Annotated in this window: 20 protein-coding genes, 1 tRNA gene and 1 pseudogene; 8 read left to right on the plus strand and 14 right to left on the minus strand. The window is 51.4% G+C overall.

Features of this window, described 5'->3' with window-relative positions:
- Nucleotides 1-72: 72 nt before the first annotated feature.
- The 5 genes from V0288_RS21470 to hisF all read right to left on the minus strand — a co-directional run bounded on the left by V0288_RS21470 (nt 73) and on the right by hisF (nt 3,031).
- Complete coding sequence (locus tag V0288_RS21470) at nt 73-498, minus strand: hypothetical protein (protein WP_332867225.1); 426 nt, start codon at nt 496-498, stop codon at nt 73-75.
- Between the two features lie 4 nt (nt 499-502).
- On the minus strand, nt 503-1,615 hold the full coding sequence (locus tag V0288_RS21475) for a tyrosine-type recombinase/integrase (protein WP_332867226.1): 1,113 nt from the start codon (nt 1,613-1,615) through the stop codon (nt 503-505).
- 107 nt (nt 1,616-1,722) lie between these two features.
- A tRNA-Ala gene (locus tag V0288_RS21480) sits at nt 1,723-1,795 on the minus strand.
- A gap of 95 nt (nt 1,796-1,890) precedes the next feature.
- Nucleotides 1,891-2,091, minus strand: a complete 201-nt coding sequence (locus V0288_RS21485; protein WP_332867227.1) for a hypothetical protein — start codon at nt 2,089-2,091, stop codon at nt 1,891-1,893.
- Between the two features lie 175 nt (nt 2,092-2,266).
- Entirely contained in the window at nt 2,267-3,031 is a 765-nt protein-coding gene (hisF, locus tag V0288_RS21490) for an imidazole glycerol phosphate synthase subunit HisF (protein WP_332867228.1), read from the minus strand.
- A gap of 21 nt (nt 3,032-3,052) precedes the next feature.
- Here hisF and ruvB point away from each other — a divergent pair, with 21 nt between their 5' ends.
- Together ruvB and tsaB are read left to right on the plus strand one after the other, a co-directional pair.
- Nucleotides 3,053-4,135 carry a Holliday junction branch migration DNA helicase RuvB gene (gene ruvB, locus V0288_RS21495; RefSeq protein WP_332867229.1) on the plus strand — a complete coding sequence of 361 codons (1,083 nt, stop codon included), beginning with the start codon at nt 3,053-3,055 and terminating at the stop codon, nt 4,133-4,135.
- Nucleotides 4,136-4,280: 145 nt separating this feature from the next.
- A complete protein-coding gene (gene tsaB, locus V0288_RS21500; protein WP_332867230.1) occupies nt 4,281-4,877 on the plus strand; it encodes a tRNA (adenosine(37)-N6)-threonylcarbamoyltransferase complex dimerization subunit type 1 TsaB in 597 nt (198 codons plus the stop codon).
- A 125-nt stretch (nt 4,878-5,002) separates the two neighbouring features.
- On the opposite strand, the gene V0288_RS21505 is transcribed toward tsaB, so the two are convergent.
- The gene (locus V0288_RS21505) at nt 5,003-5,767 is read right to left on the minus strand and encodes an ABC transporter ATP-binding protein (protein WP_332867231.1); all 765 of its coding nucleotides are present in this window, start codon (nt 5,765-5,767) and stop codon (nt 5,003-5,005) included.
- Nucleotides 5,768-5,770: 3 nt separating this feature from the next.
- Between V0288_RS21505 and V0288_RS21510 the strand changes: the two genes are divergently transcribed.
- From V0288_RS21510 to V0288_RS21525, 4 genes are all read left to right on the plus strand, one after another.
- On the plus strand, nt 5,771-5,917 hold the full coding sequence (locus tag V0288_RS21510; protein ID WP_332867232.1) for a hypothetical protein: 147 nt from the start codon (nt 5,771-5,773) through the stop codon (nt 5,915-5,917).
- Nucleotides 5,918-5,921: 4 nt separating this feature from the next.
- Nucleotides 5,922-6,134: a toxin-antitoxin system HicB family antitoxin gene (locus V0288_RS21515; protein WP_332867233.1), complete on the plus strand. Its 213-nt coding sequence runs from the start codon at nt 5,922-5,924 to the stop codon at nt 6,132-6,134.
- A 54-nt stretch (nt 6,135-6,188) separates the two neighbouring features.
- The gene (locus tag V0288_RS21520) at nt 6,189-6,866 is read left to right on the plus strand and encodes a Uma2 family endonuclease (protein ID WP_332867234.1); all 678 of its coding nucleotides are present in this window, start codon (nt 6,189-6,191) and stop codon (nt 6,864-6,866) included.
- Between the two features lie 64 nt (nt 6,867-6,930).
- Entirely contained in the window at nt 6,931-8,721 is a 1,791-nt protein-coding gene (locus V0288_RS21525) for an N-acetylmuramoyl-L-alanine amidase (protein ID WP_332867235.1), read from the plus strand.
- A gap of 83 nt (nt 8,722-8,804) precedes the next feature.
- On the opposite strand, the gene aroH is transcribed toward V0288_RS21525, so the two are convergent.
- The 7 genes and pseudogenes from aroH to V0288_RS21555 all read right to left on the minus strand — a co-directional run bounded on the left by aroH (nt 8,805) and on the right by V0288_RS21555 (nt 16,503).
- Entirely contained in the window at nt 8,805-9,203 is a 399-nt protein-coding gene (gene aroH / locus V0288_RS21530) for a chorismate mutase (RefSeq protein WP_422662047.1), read from the minus strand.
- Between the two features lie 77 nt (nt 9,204-9,280).
- Entirely contained in the window at nt 9,281-10,102 is an 822-nt protein-coding gene (gene sppA / locus V0288_RS21535) for a signal peptide peptidase SppA (protein ID WP_332867236.1), read from the minus strand.
- A gap of 65 nt (nt 10,103-10,167) precedes the next feature.
- Nucleotides 10,168-12,693 carry a glycogen/starch/alpha-glucan phosphorylase gene (locus V0288_RS21540; protein ID WP_332867237.1) on the minus strand — a complete coding sequence of 842 codons (2,526 nt, stop codon included), beginning with the start codon at nt 12,691-12,693 and terminating at the stop codon, nt 10,168-10,170.
- 249 nt (nt 12,694-12,942) lie between these two features.
- Nucleotides 12,943-15,378 carry a phosphoketolase family protein gene (locus V0288_RS21545; RefSeq protein WP_332867238.1) on the minus strand — a complete coding sequence of 812 codons (2,436 nt, stop codon included), beginning with the start codon at nt 15,376-15,378 and terminating at the stop codon, nt 12,943-12,945.
- A gap of 228 nt (nt 15,379-15,606) precedes the next feature.
- A pseudogene (locus V0288_RS25210) lies at nt 15,607-15,924 on the minus strand (hypothetical protein); the annotation flags it as partial.
- Between the two features lie 12 nt (nt 15,925-15,936).
- The gene (locus tag V0288_RS21550; protein WP_332867239.1) at nt 15,937-16,059 is read right to left on the minus strand and encodes a hypothetical protein; all 123 of its coding nucleotides are present in this window, start codon (nt 16,057-16,059) and stop codon (nt 15,937-15,939) included.
- Nucleotides 16,060-16,299: 240 nt separating this feature from the next.
- On the minus strand, nt 16,300-16,503 hold the full coding sequence (locus V0288_RS21555; protein ID WP_332867240.1) for a ssl0294 family protein: 204 nt from the start codon (nt 16,501-16,503) through the stop codon (nt 16,300-16,302).
- A 73-nt stretch (nt 16,504-16,576) separates the two neighbouring features.
- Here V0288_RS21555 and V0288_RS21560 point away from each other — a divergent pair, with 73 nt between their 5' ends.
- Together V0288_RS21560 and V0288_RS21565 are read left to right on the plus strand one after the other, a co-directional pair.
- Nucleotides 16,577-17,068, plus strand: coding sequence for a DUF1499 domain-containing protein (locus tag V0288_RS21560; RefSeq protein WP_332867241.1), 492 nt, complete (start codon nt 16,577-16,579; stop codon nt 17,066-17,068).
- A 136-nt stretch (nt 17,069-17,204) separates the two neighbouring features.
- Nucleotides 17,205-17,702, plus strand: coding sequence for a DUF427 domain-containing protein (locus V0288_RS21565; protein WP_332867242.1), 498 nt, complete (start codon nt 17,205-17,207; stop codon nt 17,700-17,702).
- A gap of 259 nt (nt 17,703-17,961) precedes the next feature.
- Here the strand turns inward: V0288_RS21565 and coaE are convergent, their stop codons facing one another.
- On the minus strand, nt 17,962-18,564 hold the full coding sequence (coaE, locus tag V0288_RS21570) for a dephospho-CoA kinase (protein ID WP_332867243.1): 603 nt from the start codon (nt 18,562-18,564) through the stop codon (nt 17,962-17,964).
- Nucleotides 18,565-18,651: the final 87 nt, after the last annotated feature.

An 18,651-nucleotide genomic window follows, 5' to 3' on the forward strand; every position in this document is an offset into this window, starting at 1 on the left:
CACTCAATTTAGCTATCCGCAGTATTATACCTCATCTTTACGAGAAAGGCTGTAACTGGGCATTCTCCGCTTTTATTTTGTCAATAGTTTTTTCTTTTGTCGCCTGAAATTCTCCCTCAAAAGCTTTTTCCATGAAAATTTCAATAAACCAATTTGCGGCATTACGATAGTCTTTAGTGACGAGATAGAGGCATCTTGAAAAAAAAGCTCGCATCCCAAAAAGACAAGGTGATATAACTGGGCTATCTTATCATAAAGTTTAATTGTTTTTTGGGAAAAAGGAACCGCATAGCTTTCATCAAATCTTAGTTTTATCAAGAGATGAAGAATGTATAGCCTGTCGAGCCAATTCATAAATTTTGCTCTTCCCAAATCCCCCTCATATAGAGTTTGCTGGCACAGAAGGAATGAAGCTTCGATCAGTTGGTTGAATTCATGATCATACACGGGATGAACCGAGGGAAGATTACATAAATTGCTGTATTCGTATTTGTTCATTGTTTTAGAAGGGTTCGGGTAAGGTAATGTTATCGATAACTCCAGCGTAGTTTTTGAACAAGACTCGGGTGTCGTGTCCTGTAATCTTAGCAATATTAACGGGATTTTCTCCTTTCGCCAACGCGTGTGAAATGAAGGTTTTCCTAGTACAGTAAGGTTTTCGGTAAGGGATCTGCAACTCTTTCAATACCTCTACCCAAGCTCGATTCCTGAAATTTTTACTATCGAGCGACATTTTACCATTCGGGCTATGAAAAACGTATTCGGTAAGCTCGGTTGTTTCCGATCGGCGCTTTATCAGAATCTGAGTTAGCTTCGGAGATAGATTGATTTTTCTACGTTTTTGAGACTTAACAGGCCTAGTTTGTCCTTGAGTGTGACACTCCAAAACCCAGATCTGAGTGCAGTTAGGATTGACATTTTCCCATTTTAATCCACATACCTCCCCGATTCTCATTCCTGAATAGAGTAGGAATTCCACAAAATCAGCATAACATGACCACCTCGGCTCCTGAAAAGCGTTAATAATTTTGTTAACTTCCTCTAGAGTGAAAGGATCGCTCTCTGGTTTTAACTTTGTCGCTTTGATCGTGACATTCCAAGGGTTAGGCTCAATCTTCGCATGATGCCAAATAGCTTTTAATAAAACTATATAAGTGGTTAACGTGGCATGAGATACTTGTTGTTTCGCCCATTTGATAAATCCATACACAAAATCCTCAGACACTTTAGAAACTGGTAAATCACTAGCTTCTCGGTATCTGAGGATGAGTTTGATCGCGTTTCGATAGTTCTCCGCGGAGCGTTCCGTCGTTACGCTTTCTGTCTTTTGCTTCCAGTTCCAATAACGATCGAACAACTCCCACAAGGAACCCTGTTCGGGAGCGAATCTCGTCTCCGGTTTGTACTTTTCTAGAGTCGGGTCGAAATTGCCCGTGGCGAGATCGAGAGTGATTTGATTCGCTTTCGCCTCCGCCACGGAGCGGTTGATCTTGGAATCCGGTAAACCGAGGTAAAGGTAAAACGGCTGACCTTGAAATCGTCCGTAGAGCCTTAACCGGTCTTTGTCTAGCTGAACGCTAACGTTGCCCTTGGGAGTCTTTTTGCCTCTAGTCATTTTCTAGTCATTGCTGTTCTAATGATGACCAACAGCGACCAACCTCGTTCGGCTTATTGACAGTAGAATCAAGGCGTGGAAACCCTGAATTTCTTATCCCGAGTGTATGGAGCTAAGCGGATTCGAACCGCTGACCCCCTCAATGCCATTGAGGTGCTCTACCAACTGAGCTATAACCCCTTGAAGACCATTTTCAATATTAGGGTAGTATTTTCGATTTGTCAAGAGCCGGACGCGATAAATTTTGAACGGGCGATCGAGAGAACCGCCCGCGACTACATCGGGTAGGGAACCCGAGTCAGGGAGGCCAAACAATGATTCATGAGGAAATAGACGACTAACATCGCCGCGGCCGCCGATGCCACCAGGGTTCCCGCCAGCATCAGGGAAAATTCCTGACGATCGAACGCTTCCTGCATCAGATGCAGGGACCACGCCACGAGAGCCACGTCAAAGATGAGAATCGGAACCAGCATATTTTAAAATTTGTTAACTTTACCCCTATTCTAATACATAATTCTAAAAGCTCCCGATCGGACTAAGCGCGAAAATACGGAATTTATCCAGATTTGTCCGCCGGAACCAAGGCGTATCGATCGCCCCGCGCCCCCGGATCGCCTCGATCGCTCGTTTACTACCACGTTTAAATACCTAGCGAACCGCCACCTGACGAGTTTGTAAATAATCCTTAACCTCGGCGATGGTTAACTGTCCGTAGTGCAGGAGCGAGGCCAGTAGTGCCGCCTCCGCTTTCCCCTCCGTCAACGCTTCATAAATGTGCTGACAGTTGCCCGCGCCCCCGGAGGCGATCACCGGGATCTCCACCCGTTCGGCGATCTGTCGCGTCAACTCCAGATCGTAGCCCGCTTGGGTTCCGTCCGCGTCCATGCTGGTGACGAGGAGTTCCCCCGCGCCGCGTCGTGTCACCTCTTCGGCCCAGGCGAGCGCGTCGATACCGGTGTTTTCCCGTCCTCCCTTCACGTACACGTCCCAGCCGGGGTTATCGGGATCTTTCCGTCGTCGCGCGTCGATCGCCACGACGATACACTGTTTCCCGAAGCGATCGGCGGATCGATCGATCAGATCCGGGTCGCGGACCGCGGAGGAATTTATACTTACCTTATCCGCCCCCGCTCTTAACAAATTTTTAATATTTTCTAAGGATTGGATACCGCCGCCGACGGTCAGGGGAATAAAAACCTGTTCCGCGGTGCGATAGACTACATCAATAATCGTGTCGCGATCCTCGTGGCTGGCGGTGATATCGAGAAAAACCAACTCGTCCGCCCCCGCGTCGTTATAAATCCGGGCTAACTCCACCGGATCGCCCGCGTCCTTGAGATCGACGAAATTCACGCCTTTAACCACGCGACCTTTATTGACATCCAGACAGGGCAGAATTCTTTTCGCTAACATAACTCACTTTTTCTCGTAATCATGGCTATTAAACGCTCGCGGGGCGATGACGCGCCACCTCCCCCGGAAGAGAATCCGCTGACTCCCGAACCGACGATCGAGGAAACCGCGATCGTCGAGGAACAGATCCGCCCGCGGTCGATCGAGGATTATATCGGTCAGCGGGACTTGAAAGACACCCTGAAGATTACCATCGCGGCGGCGCGGGGACGGGGAGAGGCGATCGATCACCTGTTATTCTACGGGCCGCCGGGGTTGGGAAAAACGACGATGGCGTTGATTCTCGCGGCGGAAATGGGGGTAAATTGCCGGATAACCGCCGCTCCCGCCCTAGAGCGCCCGCGGGACATTACCGGCATCCTCATTAATCTTAAACCGAACGATATTCTTTTTATCGACGAGATCCACCGGCTCAACCGGGTGACGGAGGAGTTACTGTACCCGGCGATGGAGGATTACCGTCTCGATATCACGATGGGGAAAGGACAGGCCGCGAAAATCCGCAGTCTCGATCTCCCCCCATTCACGCTCATCGGCGCGACTACCAAGGTCGGCGCGTTAACCTCGCCCCTGCGCGATCGTTTCGGGATGATTCAACGCCTGCGCTTTTACACGGCGGACGAATTGACCGAAATCGTCCTGAGAACCGCTCGAATTCTCAATGTTTCCGTGAATCTGGAGGGCGCGGCCGAAATCGCCCGTCGATCGAGGGGAACCCCGCGTATCGCCAACCGACTGTTAAAGCGAGTGAGGGATTACGCGCAGGTGAAAGGGGAGGCGACGATCGCGGAAGAATTAGCCTGTCAGGGTCTAGACTCGTTAAACGTGGATAAAATGGGCTTGGATTGGACCGATCGACTGGTTTTACGGACGATGATCGAGCAGTTTCGCGGCGGGCCGGTGGGATTGGAAGCGGTCGCGGCGGCAACCGGGGAGGACGCGAAGACGATCGAGGAGGTATACGAACCCTACCTTTTACAGATCGGTTATCTCCAACGTACCCCGCGCGGCCGGGTAGCGACGGAAGCGGCCTACGATCATCTGGGGTTGGGGGAAAAATTCCGGCGACCGGTCTATCGGGATCTGCCTTTATTCGAGAGTTAAATGAGGCGGAAGGCAGGAGGTAAGAGAAGGGTGCGGTTTACAATCGATCGGGGCGATCTTACGGCTTATAATAGATATTCGGTCTACGTTTCCGGTTTCGATCGACTTAACCGAAAAATTTTCTCTCAATTCTCTAGGAAATTCTTTGTCTGGATACGGATTAGCGATACATACCTCTAGCCCGCAACTCGGTCTGGCGCTGGATAATCGGCAGGGCGATCGGATCTGGCGAACCTGGGATCTCGATCGAGATCTCTCCAACTATTTCCATCAATATCTCGCGGAATTTCTCGCGCGACGGACGTGGGAGGATCTGGATTTTATCGCGGTGGCAAAAGGGCCGGGAAGTTTTACCAGCACTCGCATCGGTCTGGTTACGGTGCGGACGCTGGCGCAACAGTTCGATTTACCTCTCTACACGGTTTCTAGTCTGGCCGCGTTCGCGTGGTCGCGGCGGAAAGATTATCCAGAAGATACCTATCTCGCCCTACAGATGCCCGCGACGAGGGGACAATTGTACACGGGGATTTATCGGGGAAATTCGGTTTATTTGCCCGATTCATTGCTGACTCCCTCGGAGTGGTCGGATACGCTCGATCGCCTCACCCTACCCTATCAACTGTTGGAAACGCCTTCCCATCTAGGGATGAACGCGCCGGACGTTCTCGATCTGGCGGAAATCGATCGATCGGCGGGAAAATCGCCTCATTGGTCATCAGCGTTACCTTTTTACGGAAATTAAGCTAATCATTGACACGATCAAGTCAAAAAAGCCTTTTGATTCGTTTACAGGCTTTTAACTTCTCCTCCTGCCTCCTGCCTCCTGACTCCTGACTCCTGACTCCTGCCTCCTGCCTCCTACAAATATCACGCGATCACTTCCTGTAGGTCGTCCGGGGACAGATCCGGATAGATCACCTCGCCATCTCGGAACCAGATAATCCGTTTCGCGTGACGGGCTACATCGGACTCGTGCGTAACCATGACCACGGTGATGCCGCTACGGTTCAATTCCTCGAAAATATCGATCACTTCCCGCGTGGTTTTCGAGTCGAGGGCGCCGGTCGGTTCGTCGGCGAGGAGTAGAATGGGTTGATTGACGATCGCCCGTGCGATGGCTACCCTCTGTTGTTGTCCCCCGGATAATTGATTGGGTTTATTGTGCAGTCGGTTGTCGAGTTTCACTTTCGTTAACGCCGCGATCGCTCTTTCCTTGCGCTCGCTCGCGGGAACTCCCCCGTAGATCATCGGGAGCATGACGTTTTCTAGCGCACTCATCTGGGGAAGAAGGTGGAACTGCTGGAAGACGAATCCTAGCTTACGGTTACGGATCGTGGCGAGATCCCGATCGGGAAGCTTGGAAACGTCGAGATTTTCCAGATAATAGGCTCCGGTGGTGGGTCGATCGAGACAGCCGATGATATTCATCGCCGTGGACTTTCCCGACCCGGAAGCGCCCATAATCGCGCAATACTCGCCCTTTTTCACCTTCAGGCTCACATTGTTTAGCGCGTGGACGACGGTTTCCCCACTGCCGTACACTTTGGAAATATTTTCCAAGCGAATGATGACGGGAAGGTACGCGTCGGTCTTATTTTCGAGTTCGGTGGTCAGGGAAGGGTTGACGGTCATGGGATGGCGTGGAGAGAGGTCAATAGCTATCACTATATTAAGTTGTATGAATGGCGGATCGGGGGACTTTTTGAAAGCGATCGAGGAAATACAGCCACCCGACGGACGATCGCCGCGGTTTCTCGCGAGAGTCAATCTATCTGGAGTTAGAAATATGGATAAGCTGACCATCCATTTCCCCGAGGATCAAGATAGCCGATCGGGAGCGATCGCGCGGGAACGGGGCATCGGTGTCGATCGAGCGGCCGAATTCGACGCGTACACTCGATTTCAAGCTATTGCCACCACCGGTAATCCCGATCGGGGTTTGGAGATTCTGGACAAACTCGACCTTTTAGGGGCGGATCGACGGGAAAGATCGGGATGATAGAATTCGATCGATCATTTCTAGAAATCGTTCGATACCGTTGAAAAATAAGTTATGTTACTTACCGCTTCCGATCGCTCTACCGACTTCCCCCGATGGCGGTCCGCCACTTGGGAAGATTACCTTCGTTACCGCGACGATCCGAAACCCGAAAGAACGCGACTGTTTTTTACTGGAAAATTTTTATTAGTAATTATGGGTGGCGAAGGGATTAATCATTCTAAAGTTAACGATCTATTTATCGCGATCTTGTTTTATTGGTTCAGTCGTTTTCCCGATCGAAGCGCGGAATCCCTCGGCCGGTGTTTACTAGAAAAAGCCCCCGATCGAGCGGCCGCACCCGATTTAGTCCTCTATATCGGAGAAGATGTACCGCGATGGACGGACGGAGAACCGAGACGTATCGATTTGAATCGGTGGCGCGCTCCCGATCTGGTGGGAGAGATTTCCGATACCACGTTAGCCAGCGATTTAGATGAGAAAAAACAGATCTACGCCGCGATGGGAATTCCCGAATATTGGGTGATCGATGTGAGGGGGTTACGGGTGTTCGCGTTTCGTTTACAGGAGGAGGGAACCTATCGGCAGTGCGAGGGATCATCCGTTTTAACCGGATTACCGATCGCCCTCCTCGAACGAACCCTAGAACAATTGTCCGGGGGAACGAATATCAGCGCGGCGAATTGGTTTAACCGACAGATCGATCGTCTCGGACAAGATAACGATTCGTAATAAAATTTTGAAAAGGTTTCGAGAGTTCGGGAAGTTTTGCCATAGAAGCCAAATGAGGGGAGTGATGAAGTTTTCGATAAAGTCTTTCGTTACGGGAATATCGATCGGATTATGTTTGGTACTGTTCGCGGGGTTCTTTCAAGGGTCGAACGCTCAAACCTCCCGCTCTTTATATCTCGCCTATCCCTCGAATAACCATCAAACCGTCGCGAGTCAAATTTTCTTCATCGGTTCCGCTCCAACCACGGGACAGGTAACGATTAATAATCGGGTAATCGATCGCAGTAAACAAGGTAATTTCGCTCCCAGTTTTCCGCTACAGATCGGCGATAATCTCTTCACCATCCGCCATCAAAATAAAACGGTTAATGTAAAAGTTACCCGGCTCGATCGATCTCTTCCCATCCCGAAAGAATTAGGATTCACTACCGCGTCTTTAAATCCCTCCACGGACATCACTCGTCTCGTCGGCGAGTGGATCTGTTTCACGGCGATCGCGACTCCGAACGCCCGCGTTTCGGTAGAATTAGGAGACGAAAAAGTCGCTCTCCTACCCCAATCGCGTCGGGGCGAAGTTCCCGCCAATTCCGCGGTATTAACCGGGTTAAACCAAGCCGAAGATACAAAAGTAACGGGGTTTTATCGAGGTTGTAAACAGTTTAATCGGGTGGCGGATCTGGGAATTCCTACTTTTACGGCGACGCTGAACGAGAAAACCATCCGTCAAAAGGGAACGGGAGAAATTAACATTATATCCGAGGAAAATTTACCGGCGATCGAGGTTATTTCCCCGCGGGGAGTGGCGCGCACCGGGCCGAGTAGCGATCACTCCCGATTAACTCCCCTTCCCAAAGGTACGCGAGCGAGTGTCACGGGGAAAGAGGGCGATTGGTTACGATTGGATTACGGGGGCTGGATTCTCGCTAAAGAAACGCGATCGATCGACAATGAGGTGTTAGATACGGCGACGGTTAGCGGGATTTCTTCCCGTCCGGGGAAAGACGCTACGGAAATTATTTTTCCCCTATCGCGTCCGGTGCCGATCGCCGTCCGTCAGGAGGATGATAAATTTATCCTGACGCTGTACACTTCGATCGCCAAAACCGACACCATTTTTATCGGCGAAAATCCCCTCGTCCGACGGATGGATTGGCGACAAGTCACCCCGACGAGCGTGGAATACACCTTTTTTCTCAACCAAAATCGTCAATGGGGCTACGATCTCCGCTACGAGGGGTCGAATCTCGTCCTAACTCTCCGTTACCCTCCCGCACGGGGTCAGGGTTTACAGGGAACGACGATCCTGTTAGATCCCGGCCACGGGGGTAAGGAAACCGGCGCGACCGGCCCGACCGGTTACACGGAAAAACAGGTAAATATCGCCGTTTCTAAGTTAATTCAGCGAGAATTGGAGCGGTTGGGGGCTACTGTCTATCTCACCCGGGAAAGCGACACCGATCTGTCCCTACCCGCGCGCGTGGACATTATCGACAATCTGAAACCGACTCTTGCCCTATCCGTCCATTACAACGCGTTACCGGACGGGGGAGACGCGATCAACACGAAAGGGATTGGAATATTCTGGTATCACCCGCAAGCGCACGAATTAGCGGCGTTCCTGCACGATTATCTAACGAAAACGTTGAAACGTTCGTCTTACGGGGTTTTCTGGAATAATTTAGCCCTCACCCGTCCCCATAGCGCGCCCTCGATCCTGTTGGAGTTGGGATTTATGAGTAATCCGGACGAGTTCGAGTGGATTACCGACGCGGGGGAACAGCAAAAACTGGCGAGAGCGGTAGCGGAGGGAATTCGGGACTGGTTCGAGGAGGAGGCAGGAGGCAGGAGGCAGTAGACGGGAGGCAGGAGGCAGGAGAATTTTAAGGGCGCAAACCTTGCGCCCCTACAGGTGGGGCGCGACTCGGGGAGATTTAGGGATTAGGATTGAACGGGAAGGGGTAAACTGGCGATCTGCCAATCGGGACGGAGATTTTTGGCGTTTTTCAGATAGACGTGACAGATCTCGTTTTGGAGTTTCGGGGTGTTGATCTGGAGGAGGACGCGGATACATTTGCTCAGTCCGCCCTCGACGTGCATCTGCTGGACATCGAGAAGGGGGACATTCTGCCAGTTCGGGCGTTGGCGGGCGATAGCGGCGGGAAAAATCGCGTCGATATCGCGGGTGGTGGTAAAGATGACGCTGACGATCTCTTCGGGATCGAGTTGATTGCGCGTTTCGATCGCTTCGAGGAGTTCCGTTACCGCCTCCCGTACCGCCTCGATCGTGTTATTCTCTACCGTGGTCGCCCCTCGAATCGATCGAACTTTCCAATGCACGATATCATCCTCCGCTAATCGTCCTCACTAGATTTTAGGGGATAACCTACGGCTTTCCTCAAAATCTCATCTTTAAATTAGGGACGATACAGCCACAACGGTTGTCCGTTGACTTCCATTTCAAACTCTAACAGGCCGATCGCCCGTTGTAGTCCCGCCGGAACTTGACTGCGGGTTCCCAGAAAGCGGCTGACGAGGGGTTTCGGTTCCTCGATCGTCTGACACTTGGTTTTATCGGGATCTAGTCCGACTAACTCGGCCGCCCAGCGTCGCGCGTCCTCTTCCGTCCCCAATCGATCGACCACGCCCAATTCTAGAGCCTGTTGCCCGGTGAAGATCCGGCCGTCGGCGAAACTTTTCACCGTGTCCACTTCCAGATTCCGCGCGGTGGCTACGGTGGTGACGAACTGTTCGTAACTGGTATCGATCATCGTCTGGAGGATTCTCTCCTCTTCCGGGGTTAACTCTCGATCGAACGACAGGATATCCTTGTAGGGGCCGGATTTGATCACCTTGAAGGAAACCCCCACTTTATCCAGTAGTCTCTCGATATTATTGCCGCGCAGGATCACGCCGATCGAACCGGTGATCGTGCCGGGGTTTGCCATGATGTGTTCGGCTCCCATGCCGATATACACGCCCCCCGACGCGGAAATGTTGCCGAAACTGGCGATAACTTTGGTTTTCTCCCGAACCCGCTTCAATGCCTCGTAAATTTCCTGAGAATCGCCCACCGTCCCGCCGGGGGAGTCGATCCGCAGTAAAAGCGCGGGAAATTGTTTCTCTTTAACGACTTCTAGGGCTTTTAGTACCCGTTTTCGAGTGTCGGAAGCGATCGCTCCCGTGATCTCGATGCGGGCGATTTGTTTTCTCGTCTTGGGTTTAAACGGCCAGATCATAAAACGCGTGTATCTCGAAAAACCGACTCCCTCTACTGTAACGTTTCCCCGCGGGGGATCTGGCTTCAAAAACTCAGCTTGATATCGCCGTTGGATTGGGTGTACTCCGGGACTTGTATTTCGACGGGGGGAACTTTCCAGATTTTCTGTAGATACTCGCGGATCGATCGATCGCTGGAAAATTTCCCCATACGGTCGACATTCAGAATCGACATCCGCGTCCAGCGATCGCTATCGCGGTATGCCTGTCCCACCCGATCCTGACATTCCACGTAGGACGCGTAATCGGCCAGTACCAGATAATCATCCTGATACATCAGCGCGTCCAAAAGGGGACGAAATAGATCGCCATCGCCGCGGGAGAAGAAACCGGAATCGAGTCGATCGATCGCGAGTTTCAATTCCGGGTTACTCTCGTAGTAATCGCGCGGATTGTATCCCGACGCTTTCAGCGCGAGAACCTGTTCGGCGGTTAATCCGAAGAGAAAGAAGTTTTCGGCACCCACCTCCTCGCGGATCTCGATATTCGCCCCGTCGAGAGTCCCGATCGTCAGCGCGCCGTTCATCGAGAATTTCATATTACCGGTTCCCGATGCCTCTTTGCCCGCGGTAGAAATCTGTTCGGAGAGATCTGCCGCCGGATAGATGCGCTGGGCGAACTTAACGTTGTAATCCTTCAGAAAGACCACTTTTAAACGGCCGCGAATATCCGGGTCATGATTCACGACATCGGCGATCGAGTTAATTAATTTAATGATTAACTTGGCCATGTAGTACCCCGGCGCGGCTTTTCCACCGAAAAGGAAGGTACGTGGCGTGATATCGAGATTCGGATCGGCTTTGAGACGATTATAGAGGGTGATGATATGAAGCGCGTTCAGATGTTGCCGTTTATACTCGTGAATCCGTTTCGCCTGAATATCGAACAGGGAATCGGGATCGATATCGATGCCGTAGTTGTCTCTAATCTGTTCGGCTAAATCCCGTTTCACCGCGCGCTTTACCCCGGCGAATTCCTGACGGAAACCGCTATCCTCGATAAAGTTTTCCAGTTTTCGCAGTTCATCGAGATTTTTGATCCAGCCGTCCCCGATGCGATCGGTAATTAAATTCGCCAGTCGGGGATTACTTAAAACGATAAAACGCCGCGGGGTAACGCCGTTAGTGACGTTGGTGAACTTCTCCGGGTACATCTCGTAGAAGTCGTGGAGAATCGTTTTTTTCAGCAATTCACTGTGTAATTCGGCTACCCCGTTGATCGCGTGACTACCGATACAGGCTAGATGCGCCATCCGGATATAACGTTCGCCACTTTCATCGATAATCGACATCCGGCGGAGTCGATCGATCTCGTCCGGGAATTTAATCCGAACTCGATCGAGAAAGCGCCGGTTGATCTCGTAAATAATTTCCAGGTGTCGCGGCAGTAAATTCCCGAACATCTCCAGCGGCCAGCGTTCCAGCGCTTCCGGTAGCAGGGTATGATTCGTGTACGCGAAAGTGTTGGTGGTAATATTCCAGGCGCGATCCCAATCGAAACCGTATTCGTCTAAGAGAAGCCGCATTAATGCCGCCACGGCGATCGTCGGGTGGGTATCGTTTAACTGGATCGCGTACTGTTCGTGAAATCTTTCCGGCGCGAGATTCTGGAGTTTCATCAGGCGGATCGCGTCTTGTAGGGAACAGGAAACGAAGAAATATTGTTGTTCTAACCGTAATTGTTTTCCCTGATAGGATTCATCGTTAGGATAGAGAACTTTGGTGATATTCTCGGAATCGCTTTTCTCGTGAACCGCGCCGAAGTAATCACCCTTATTAAACGCCTCGAAATCGAAAGATTCCGGCGCTTCCGCTTTCCACAGTCGCAGGGTGTTGGCGGTATTGGCTTGAAAGCCGAGAATCGGGGTATCGTAGGGAACGCCTTTCACCACTTTATAGGGAACCCAGCGGACGCGGTAGCGATCGAATTCGTCGGTATAAGTCTCGGTATGTCCGCCGAATTTCACCTCTAACGACGCTTCCGGCCGCGCCACCTCCCACGGATTGCCGTATTGTAACCACTTGTCGGTGATTTCCACCTGCCAGCCGTCTTTAATCTGCTGGTCGAAAATGCCGTATTCGTAGCGGATTCCGTAACCGATCGCCGGGATCTCCAACGTCGCCAGAGAATCGATATAACAAGCGGCCAAACGCCCTAAACCGCCATTTCCTAGCCCCGGTTCCTCTTCCTGTTCTAACAGATCGGCGAGGTTTAGTCCCAGTTCCTCGATCGCCTGTTTGGCCACGTTATACAGTCCCAGGCTGATCAGATTATTGCCCAGATGCGGCCCGAGGAGGAATTCGGCGGACAGGTAAACCACCGTTCTCGGCGCTTTTTCGATGTAGGTTCGCTCGGTATTCAGCCAGCGATTGACCAACCGATCGCGAACGGTATAGGCTAAGGCCATGTAATAGTCGTTTTTAGTGGCTATTTTCGGAAATTTCGCCTGAACGTAAAATAAATTATCTAAAAACGCCCGTTTTAGGATCGAGACGGTCATCCCGGTGCGATCGTCTTCGAGTTGAATATTGTTGGGAACGATGTTAACCATGCTGGGGTTTCTCTAGGAGTCAGGAGGAAGAATAAAATGGCTAAAAATTTCCGAAAAATTCTCTTGATTTTTTATAATTCTAGTTTTCGCAGTTTTTAAACCCCCAAAAGACGGGTTTTATTAGGTTACGAAAAAAAACGCCCTCCCGAATCTGGCGACCGAAACAGTTTTGCTGTCGGTCTCGCCGGAAACGGAAGGGCGGGCGATCGATTCGCTACTCTTACCAAGCACGAGTAGCCGTATTAACGATTAATAGGGCCATTTCCAGGCGACGATATCGGGGCGATCGATCCCGTGTTCGTAGGCGTAATTGGTGCAGGAGATCTGTTCGTCTTTCAGATGTTCCTTGACGCGCGCGCCGGCTACTTTCAGACGGGGAATTCGATCGATCACGTCGATCGCGATACTGAAGCGATCGATCTGGTTCTGGATCGCCAGATCTAGCGGGGTATTAATATTCCCCTTCTCCTTATAGCCGCGAACGTGCATATTTTTGTGATTGGTGCGGCGGTAAGTGAGACGGTGAATCAACCAGGGATAGCCGTGGAAATTGAAAATAATCGGTTTATCCAGGGTGAAAAGACTATCGAAATCCCGATCGCTCAAACCGTGGGGATGTTCCGTATCCGGTTGCAATTTAAACAGATCGATCACGTTAATAAAACGGATCTTCAGATCGGGGAAATTCTCCCGTAAGATACAGGACGCGGCCAGCGATTCCTGCGTCGGAATATCGCCCGCGGTCGCCAACACCACATCCGGTTCCTCGTTGCCATCGGTACAGGCCCAATCCCAGATATCGATCCCCTTGGTGCAGTTTTTAATCGCCGTATCCATGTCGTGATACTGCAAGTGCAGTTGTTTATCCGACACGATCACGTTGATATAATTCTTACTTCGCAGACAGTGATCGGCGACCGAAAGTAAAGTGTTCACATCCGGCGGTAGATAGATCCGTACCACGTCCGGACTCTTATTCAATACCACATCGAGGAAACCCGGATCTTGATGGGTGAACCCGTTATGATCCTGCCGCCAAACTGTCGAGGTAATTAACAGATTCAACGAAGAAATTCCCGCCCGCCACTGAATATGATTACAGATTTGTAACCATTTGGCGTGTTGGTTGAACATCGAATCGATAACGTGGGCGAAAGATTCGTAAGTCGAGAAAAACCCGTGTCTTCCGGTGAGTAAATAACCCTCCAGCCAACCTTCTAACGTGTGTTCGCTCAACATTTCCATCACCCGACCGTCCGGGGACAATTCCCCACCGTCCGCGTCTTCCGGTAAGTAGTCCGCGATCCAGAATTTTTTGCTAACCTCGTAAATCGAGTTCAGTTTGTTGGAAGTATTTTCGTCGGGGCCGAATACCCGGAAATCGGTCATGTTTTCCTTCATGACATCCCGTAGGAACATCCCTAACGGTTTGGTATTTTCCACCTCCGTAGTCCCCGGTTTGACGACTTCCACCCCGTAGCGGCGGAAATCCGGTAGTCTCAGATCCCGGCGCAGTAAGCCACCGTTCGCGTAGGGAGTGGAACCGAGGCGTTTCTCGCCTTTGGGGGCGATCGACTTAATTTCGGGGCGTAGGGTTCCGTTCTCGTCGAAAAGTTCCTCGGGCTTGTAGCTTCGCATCCAGGCTTCGAGTTGAGCGACGTGTTCGGGGTTATTGTGCATTCCGCCCATCGGTACTTGGTGAGCGCGCCAGAAACCCTCGACTTTATGACCGTCCACTTCCGCCGGCCCCGTCCATCCTTTGGGAGTCCGCAAAACGATCATCGGCCAGATGGGGCGGGTGGCATTGCCGCTACTCCGGGCTTCTTGTTGGATATTGTGAATCTCGGAAACACAATGATCGAGAGTGGCCGCGAGTGCCTGGTGCATCGATTCGGGGTCGGAACCCTCGACGAAGTACGGGGTATAGCCGTAACCTTCAAATAACGCTTTTAATTCCCGATGGCTCACGCGAGAGAGGATAGTCGGGTTATTGATCTTGTAACCGTTGAGATGGAGGACGGGAAGTACCGCGCCGTCTCGAATCGGGTTGATAAATTTGTTGGAGTGCCAGGAAGTCGCGAGAGGGCCGGTTTCCGCTTCTCCATCCCCGGCGAGCGCGACCACGATTAGGTTCGGATTATCGAAAGCGGCCCCGAACGCGTGGGAGAGGGCGTAGCCTAGTTCGCCTCCCTCGTGGATGGAACCGGGGGTTTCCGGGGTGCAATGGCTACCGATACCGCCGGGGAAAGAGAATTGTTTGAAAAACTTCTGCATTCCCGCCTCGTCTTCACTGCATTCGGGGAAGTAGTGCGAGTAACTTCCCTCTAGATAGCAGGGGCCGAGGAAACCGGGCGCTCCGTGACCGGGGCCGACGACATAAAGCAGATCTTGATTAAATTTGTTGATAATTCGGTTTAAATGGGTGTAGAGAAAGCTGATCCCCGGACTGGAACCCCAGTGTCCGAGAAGGCGCTGTTTGATCTGTTCCGGTTTGATGGGTTCCTTCAGGAGGGGATTGCTCCGCAGATAGATCATGCCGGCGGCCAGATAATTGGAAGCGCGCCAGAAGGCGTGTAATTTGTACAGTTCGTCTGCGGATAGGGGAGAGCCGGTGACGGTCGATCGAGCCTGTCCGTAGGTGCTAATCGAGGTCTCTAAAGTCGGTTTATCGGGTGTCGCTACCATAGGGTTACTCTAGTCTTCAGAATTTCTCGGGTAAATATCGTTAGGGTCGCCGTTTTTTTTCGGGTTTCGATCGGGGAATTCCCCCGCTACCGATATTTACTCCATTCACCTTACCCTAAGAATCGTAATACAATCGTCAAAAAACGGCAGACTTTTGGATCTTAATCTTAATTTTATACTCGCTCGATCGAATCTTTCGATCGTGATTAATCTTCGGTTAACCGTTGATTAATCTTCGCCTTGTTTCCAGAATGAACGAGAGCGATCGGAACGCTCCCCGCGTCTTTCTATCTTTCTGACGATCCTCGCGGGGGTCTCCCCGATCGCCGATCGGGTCGTTTCTGCCAACCCCTCGCCCCGGCTCGATCGCTCCCGTATCCTAACGAGAAAAGCGTTTCCCGATCGAGTGTCGGGAATCGATTCGCGCTCATAGTATCGCGATAGGAGATCCCGCCCGATCGAAGTAAAATTCCCCTCCTGACCGATCGCTCGATTTTCAATTAAAATCTTTCTAAAATTTTTCGCCCGGATCTTACCGTTCTCTCGCCACCAAGTTTGTCAATTTTCTTTTCCCGCGGACAGATCGGGAAGGTGCTGTTTAAGCGTTTGTACCGCTCGGGCGAACCCCGGATCTAGAGAAAAAATTCGCTCGATATCTAGGGCGAAACCGAGATCGAGCATCCGATCGAGCGTCGGGTTGTTGACCAGCGCGCTCGCGTTCGCCAGGACGCGGGAGAGCGGGAGATCCCCGGATACATTGCCGATTAAGCGATTATCTATCCGGATCGGTTTGGTGATATGGTCGGTCGCGCCGGCCGCGAAGGAGCGCTCGATCGATTCCCGAGCGAGGTTCGATCGATTGTCTTTCTAATCTCCCTCACCCTCCCCATTTTCCCCCTCTCTCCCGACTCCCGAGAAAGCTTACTCGATCGAGATCGACTGGGGGCCGCTACCGTTGCCGGAACTGGTATCGCGATAACTGACCATTCCCTGTTGTTCTAGCCAGCGTTTCAGGGGATCGTCGTTCAATTTCAGCCGGAGAATCCCGGAGACGAAACCGCCCAGGAAGGCGATCGGTTGTTCGATCAATTCTTTCGCCACGGGTTGTAGTTCATCGAGAAACATAAAAATTTATCTCCTGTGTAGCCACCTATTCAATGTTAAGTTAATTTACAGAAATCGATCGAGACTCCCTTTTATGAACCCGACCTCTACTCCGAAAAAGCGCCCCCTTCTGCCGATCGCTTTGTTGGCGATCGTTCTGGTTTGGGTGGGAATCCGGCTATTTTTCCCCGATATTCCGAGTCCTTTCGCGGGAAGTCGTCCCGATACTCTCGGTGTCGTGTCCGGAAAACTGCATCCCTGTCCGAACACCCCCAACTGTGTCAGCAGTCAAAGCGCGGATGTCGTTCACTCGATCGAACCGATTCCCTATACCGGGACTCCGGGGGAGGCGATCGAGAAAATCGCGGCGATCGTCGAAAGCCAACCGAGAACGAAGATTATCGCCCGAGAAAGTAATTACCTTTACGCCGAATTCGCCAGTCAATGGATGGGATTCGTCGATGACGTGGAATTTTACGCCGATCCGGACAAGAAAGCGATCGAGGTTCGATCTGCCTCCCGTCTCGGAGAATCGGATCTCAACGTCAACCGTCAACGCGTGGAAACGATTCGATCGCTATTTTAAGCCGTCAGCGGTCAATATGTAGGGGCGCGAGACTCGCGCCCTCTCTCACGCCCGAGAATCGCATCTTACCTCCTGCCTCCTGCCTCCTGCCTCCTGCCTCCTGCCTCCTGCCTCCTAACCCCTACCCCCTGAAACTATGTTCCGACCGCAACCTATTCCCCCCGGTGAAGGACAGGAATCCGTCTGGGATTATCCCCGTCCTCCCCGTCTCGAATTTTGCCCGAAACATTTAAAAATCATCTTTAACGACGTTACCATCGCCGACACTCGCGCTAGTTACCGCGTTCTCGAAACCAGTCATCCCCCCGTTTACTATCTCCCTCCCGAAGATATCCGGATGGAATATCTACAGCCGGGGGAAGGACGGTCTTTCTGCGAGTGGAAAGGAATGGCGGGCTATTATACCGTAACCGTGGGAGATAAACAAGCGAGAAATGTCGCGTGGTATTATCCCGATCCGACTCCCGCTTTCACGGCGATTACCAATTATGTCGCTTTCTACGCCGCGCCGATGGATGCTTGTTACGTGGACGGGGAATTAGTACGACCTCAACCCGGTAACTTCTACGGGGGATGGATTACCGATGATATTGTCGGGCCGTTTAAAGGCGAACCGAACAGTTGGGGATGGTGATGAAATCCTGATATTTCTATTAGAAAGATCCGCGTTCTATATCCAAAGGAGTATAGTGAAGATAGAAATCTATCTATTCAAGTGGTTTCCTTATGAACTCCGTCGCGCGTCCCGTATTTCTACAATCAGCCCTAACCTTATTGGGCTTCTTGCTATTAGTGATCCTGTTAGCGTAAAGTTAACTTCGCTAACAGGATCGTCGGCTGTTTCGGGGACGGTCGGTATTCGGAAAAAGTCTCGTCGAGAGCATTGTGAAAGGTTAAGAGGGTGGTTGGAGGGTAGGTTTTATCGCCCGATCGATGTTTCGGTACAATTCGTCTAAAGAACTGGAATTATCTAAAATCACATCCGCTACGGCGATTTTCTCTTCGATCGGCATTTGATTGTTAATTCTCGCGATAGCCTGCTCCCTACTCAGGCTGTCTCTTTGTATCAGGCGATCGATCTGTTCGTCCCGAGAGCAATAAACGACCCAGATTTCCGTGACGATACCCGTTAAACCCGCTTCAAACAATAACGGGATCGAGAAAACAACTACCTCATCTTCTATCTTTTCGAGATTTTTCGCGAAACATTCCCGGACGAAGGGATGGATCTGATTTTCCAGCCATTCTTTCTCGATCGGATCGCTAAAGATAATCTCGCCTAACTTTTTTCGATCGAGATTTCCCCCGTTTCCCCGCACCTTTTCCCCGTATCGATCGAAAATTCGTTCTAGAATCGGCGAACCGATCGCCACCGCTTCCCTCGCGTAAATATCCGCGTCGAGGACGGGAATTTTATAACGATTCGCCAGATAATTAGAAACCGTCGATTTCCCGCAGGCGATCCCCCCCGTTAAGCCGATAACTCTCCGTTCCATCGTTTTAATCTATCGTGTTGATTCACTATCATCGCTCGATTCGAGTTTTTGGCGACCGATGAAATCGTCGATCGACTACGTTATCTT

Origin of the sequence: Pannus brasiliensis CCIBt3594, assembly GCF_036688125.1 — a bacterium.
In the GTDB taxonomy this organism is placed as follows: domain Bacteria; phylum Cyanobacteriota; class Cyanobacteriia; order Cyanobacteriales; family Microcystaceae; genus Pannus; species Pannus brasiliensis.

Coding starts and splice junctions, on each gene's coding strand:
- V0288_RS21525 (WP_332867235.1), top strand. CDS start 6,931: ATGAAGTTTTCGATAAAGTCTTTCGTTACGGGAATATCGATCGGATTA.
- V0288_RS21560 (WP_332867241.1), top strand. CDS start 16,577: ATGAACCCGACCTCTACTCCGAAAAAGCGCCCCCTTCTGCCGATCGCT.
- V0288_RS21475 (WP_332867226.1), bottom strand. CDS start 1,615: ATGACTAGAGGCAAAAAGACTCCCAAGGGCAACGTTAGCGTTCAGCTA.
- V0288_RS21470 (WP_332867225.1), bottom strand. CDS start 498: ATGAACAAATACGAATACAGCAATTTATGTAATCTTCCCTCGGTTCAT.
- V0288_RS21545 (WP_332867238.1), bottom strand. CDS start 15,378: ATGGTAGCGACACCCGATAAACCGACTTTAGAGACCTCGATTAGCACC.
- hisF (WP_332867228.1), bottom strand. CDS start 3,031: ATGTTAGCGAAAAGAATTCTGCCCTGTCTGGATGTCAATAAAGGTCGC.
- V0288_RS21565 (WP_332867242.1), top strand. CDS start 17,205: ATGTTCCGACCGCAACCTATTCCCCCCGGTGAAGGACAGGAATCCGTC.
- sppA (WP_332867236.1), bottom strand. CDS start 10,102: ATGATCTGGCCGTTTAAACCCAAGACGAGAAAACAAATCGCCCGCATC.
- coaE (WP_332867243.1), bottom strand. CDS start 18,564: ATGGAACGGAGAGTTATCGGCTTAACGGGGGGGATCGCCTGCGGGAAA.
- V0288_RS21505 (WP_332867231.1), bottom strand. CDS start 5,767: ATGACCGTCAACCCTTCCCTGACCACCGAACTCGAAAATAAGACCGAC.
- V0288_RS21485 (WP_332867227.1), bottom strand. CDS start 2,091: ATGCTGGTTCCGATTCTCATCTTTGACGTGGCTCTCGTGGCGTGGTCC.
- ruvB (WP_332867229.1), top strand. CDS start 3,053: ATGGCTATTAAACGCTCGCGGGGCGATGACGCGCCACCTCCCCCGGAA.
- V0288_RS21515 (WP_332867233.1), top strand. CDS start 5,922: ATGGATAAGCTGACCATCCATTTCCCCGAGGATCAAGATAGCCGATCG.
- V0288_RS21555 (WP_332867240.1), bottom strand. CDS start 16,503: ATGTTTCTCGATGAACTACAACCCGTGGCGAAAGAATTGATCGAACAA.
- V0288_RS21520 (WP_332867234.1), top strand. CDS start 6,189: ATGTTACTTACCGCTTCCGATCGCTCTACCGACTTCCCCCGATGGCGG.
- V0288_RS21550 (WP_332867239.1), bottom strand. CDS start 16,059: ATGCTCGATCTCGGTTTCGCCCTAGATATCGAGCGAATTTTTTCTCTA.
- V0288_RS21510 (WP_332867232.1), top strand. CDS start 5,771: ATGGCGTGGAGAGAGGTCAATAGCTATCACTATATTAAGTTGTATGAA.
- V0288_RS21540 (WP_332867237.1), bottom strand. CDS start 12,693: ATGGTTAACATCGTTCCCAACAATATTCAACTCGAAGACGATCGCACC.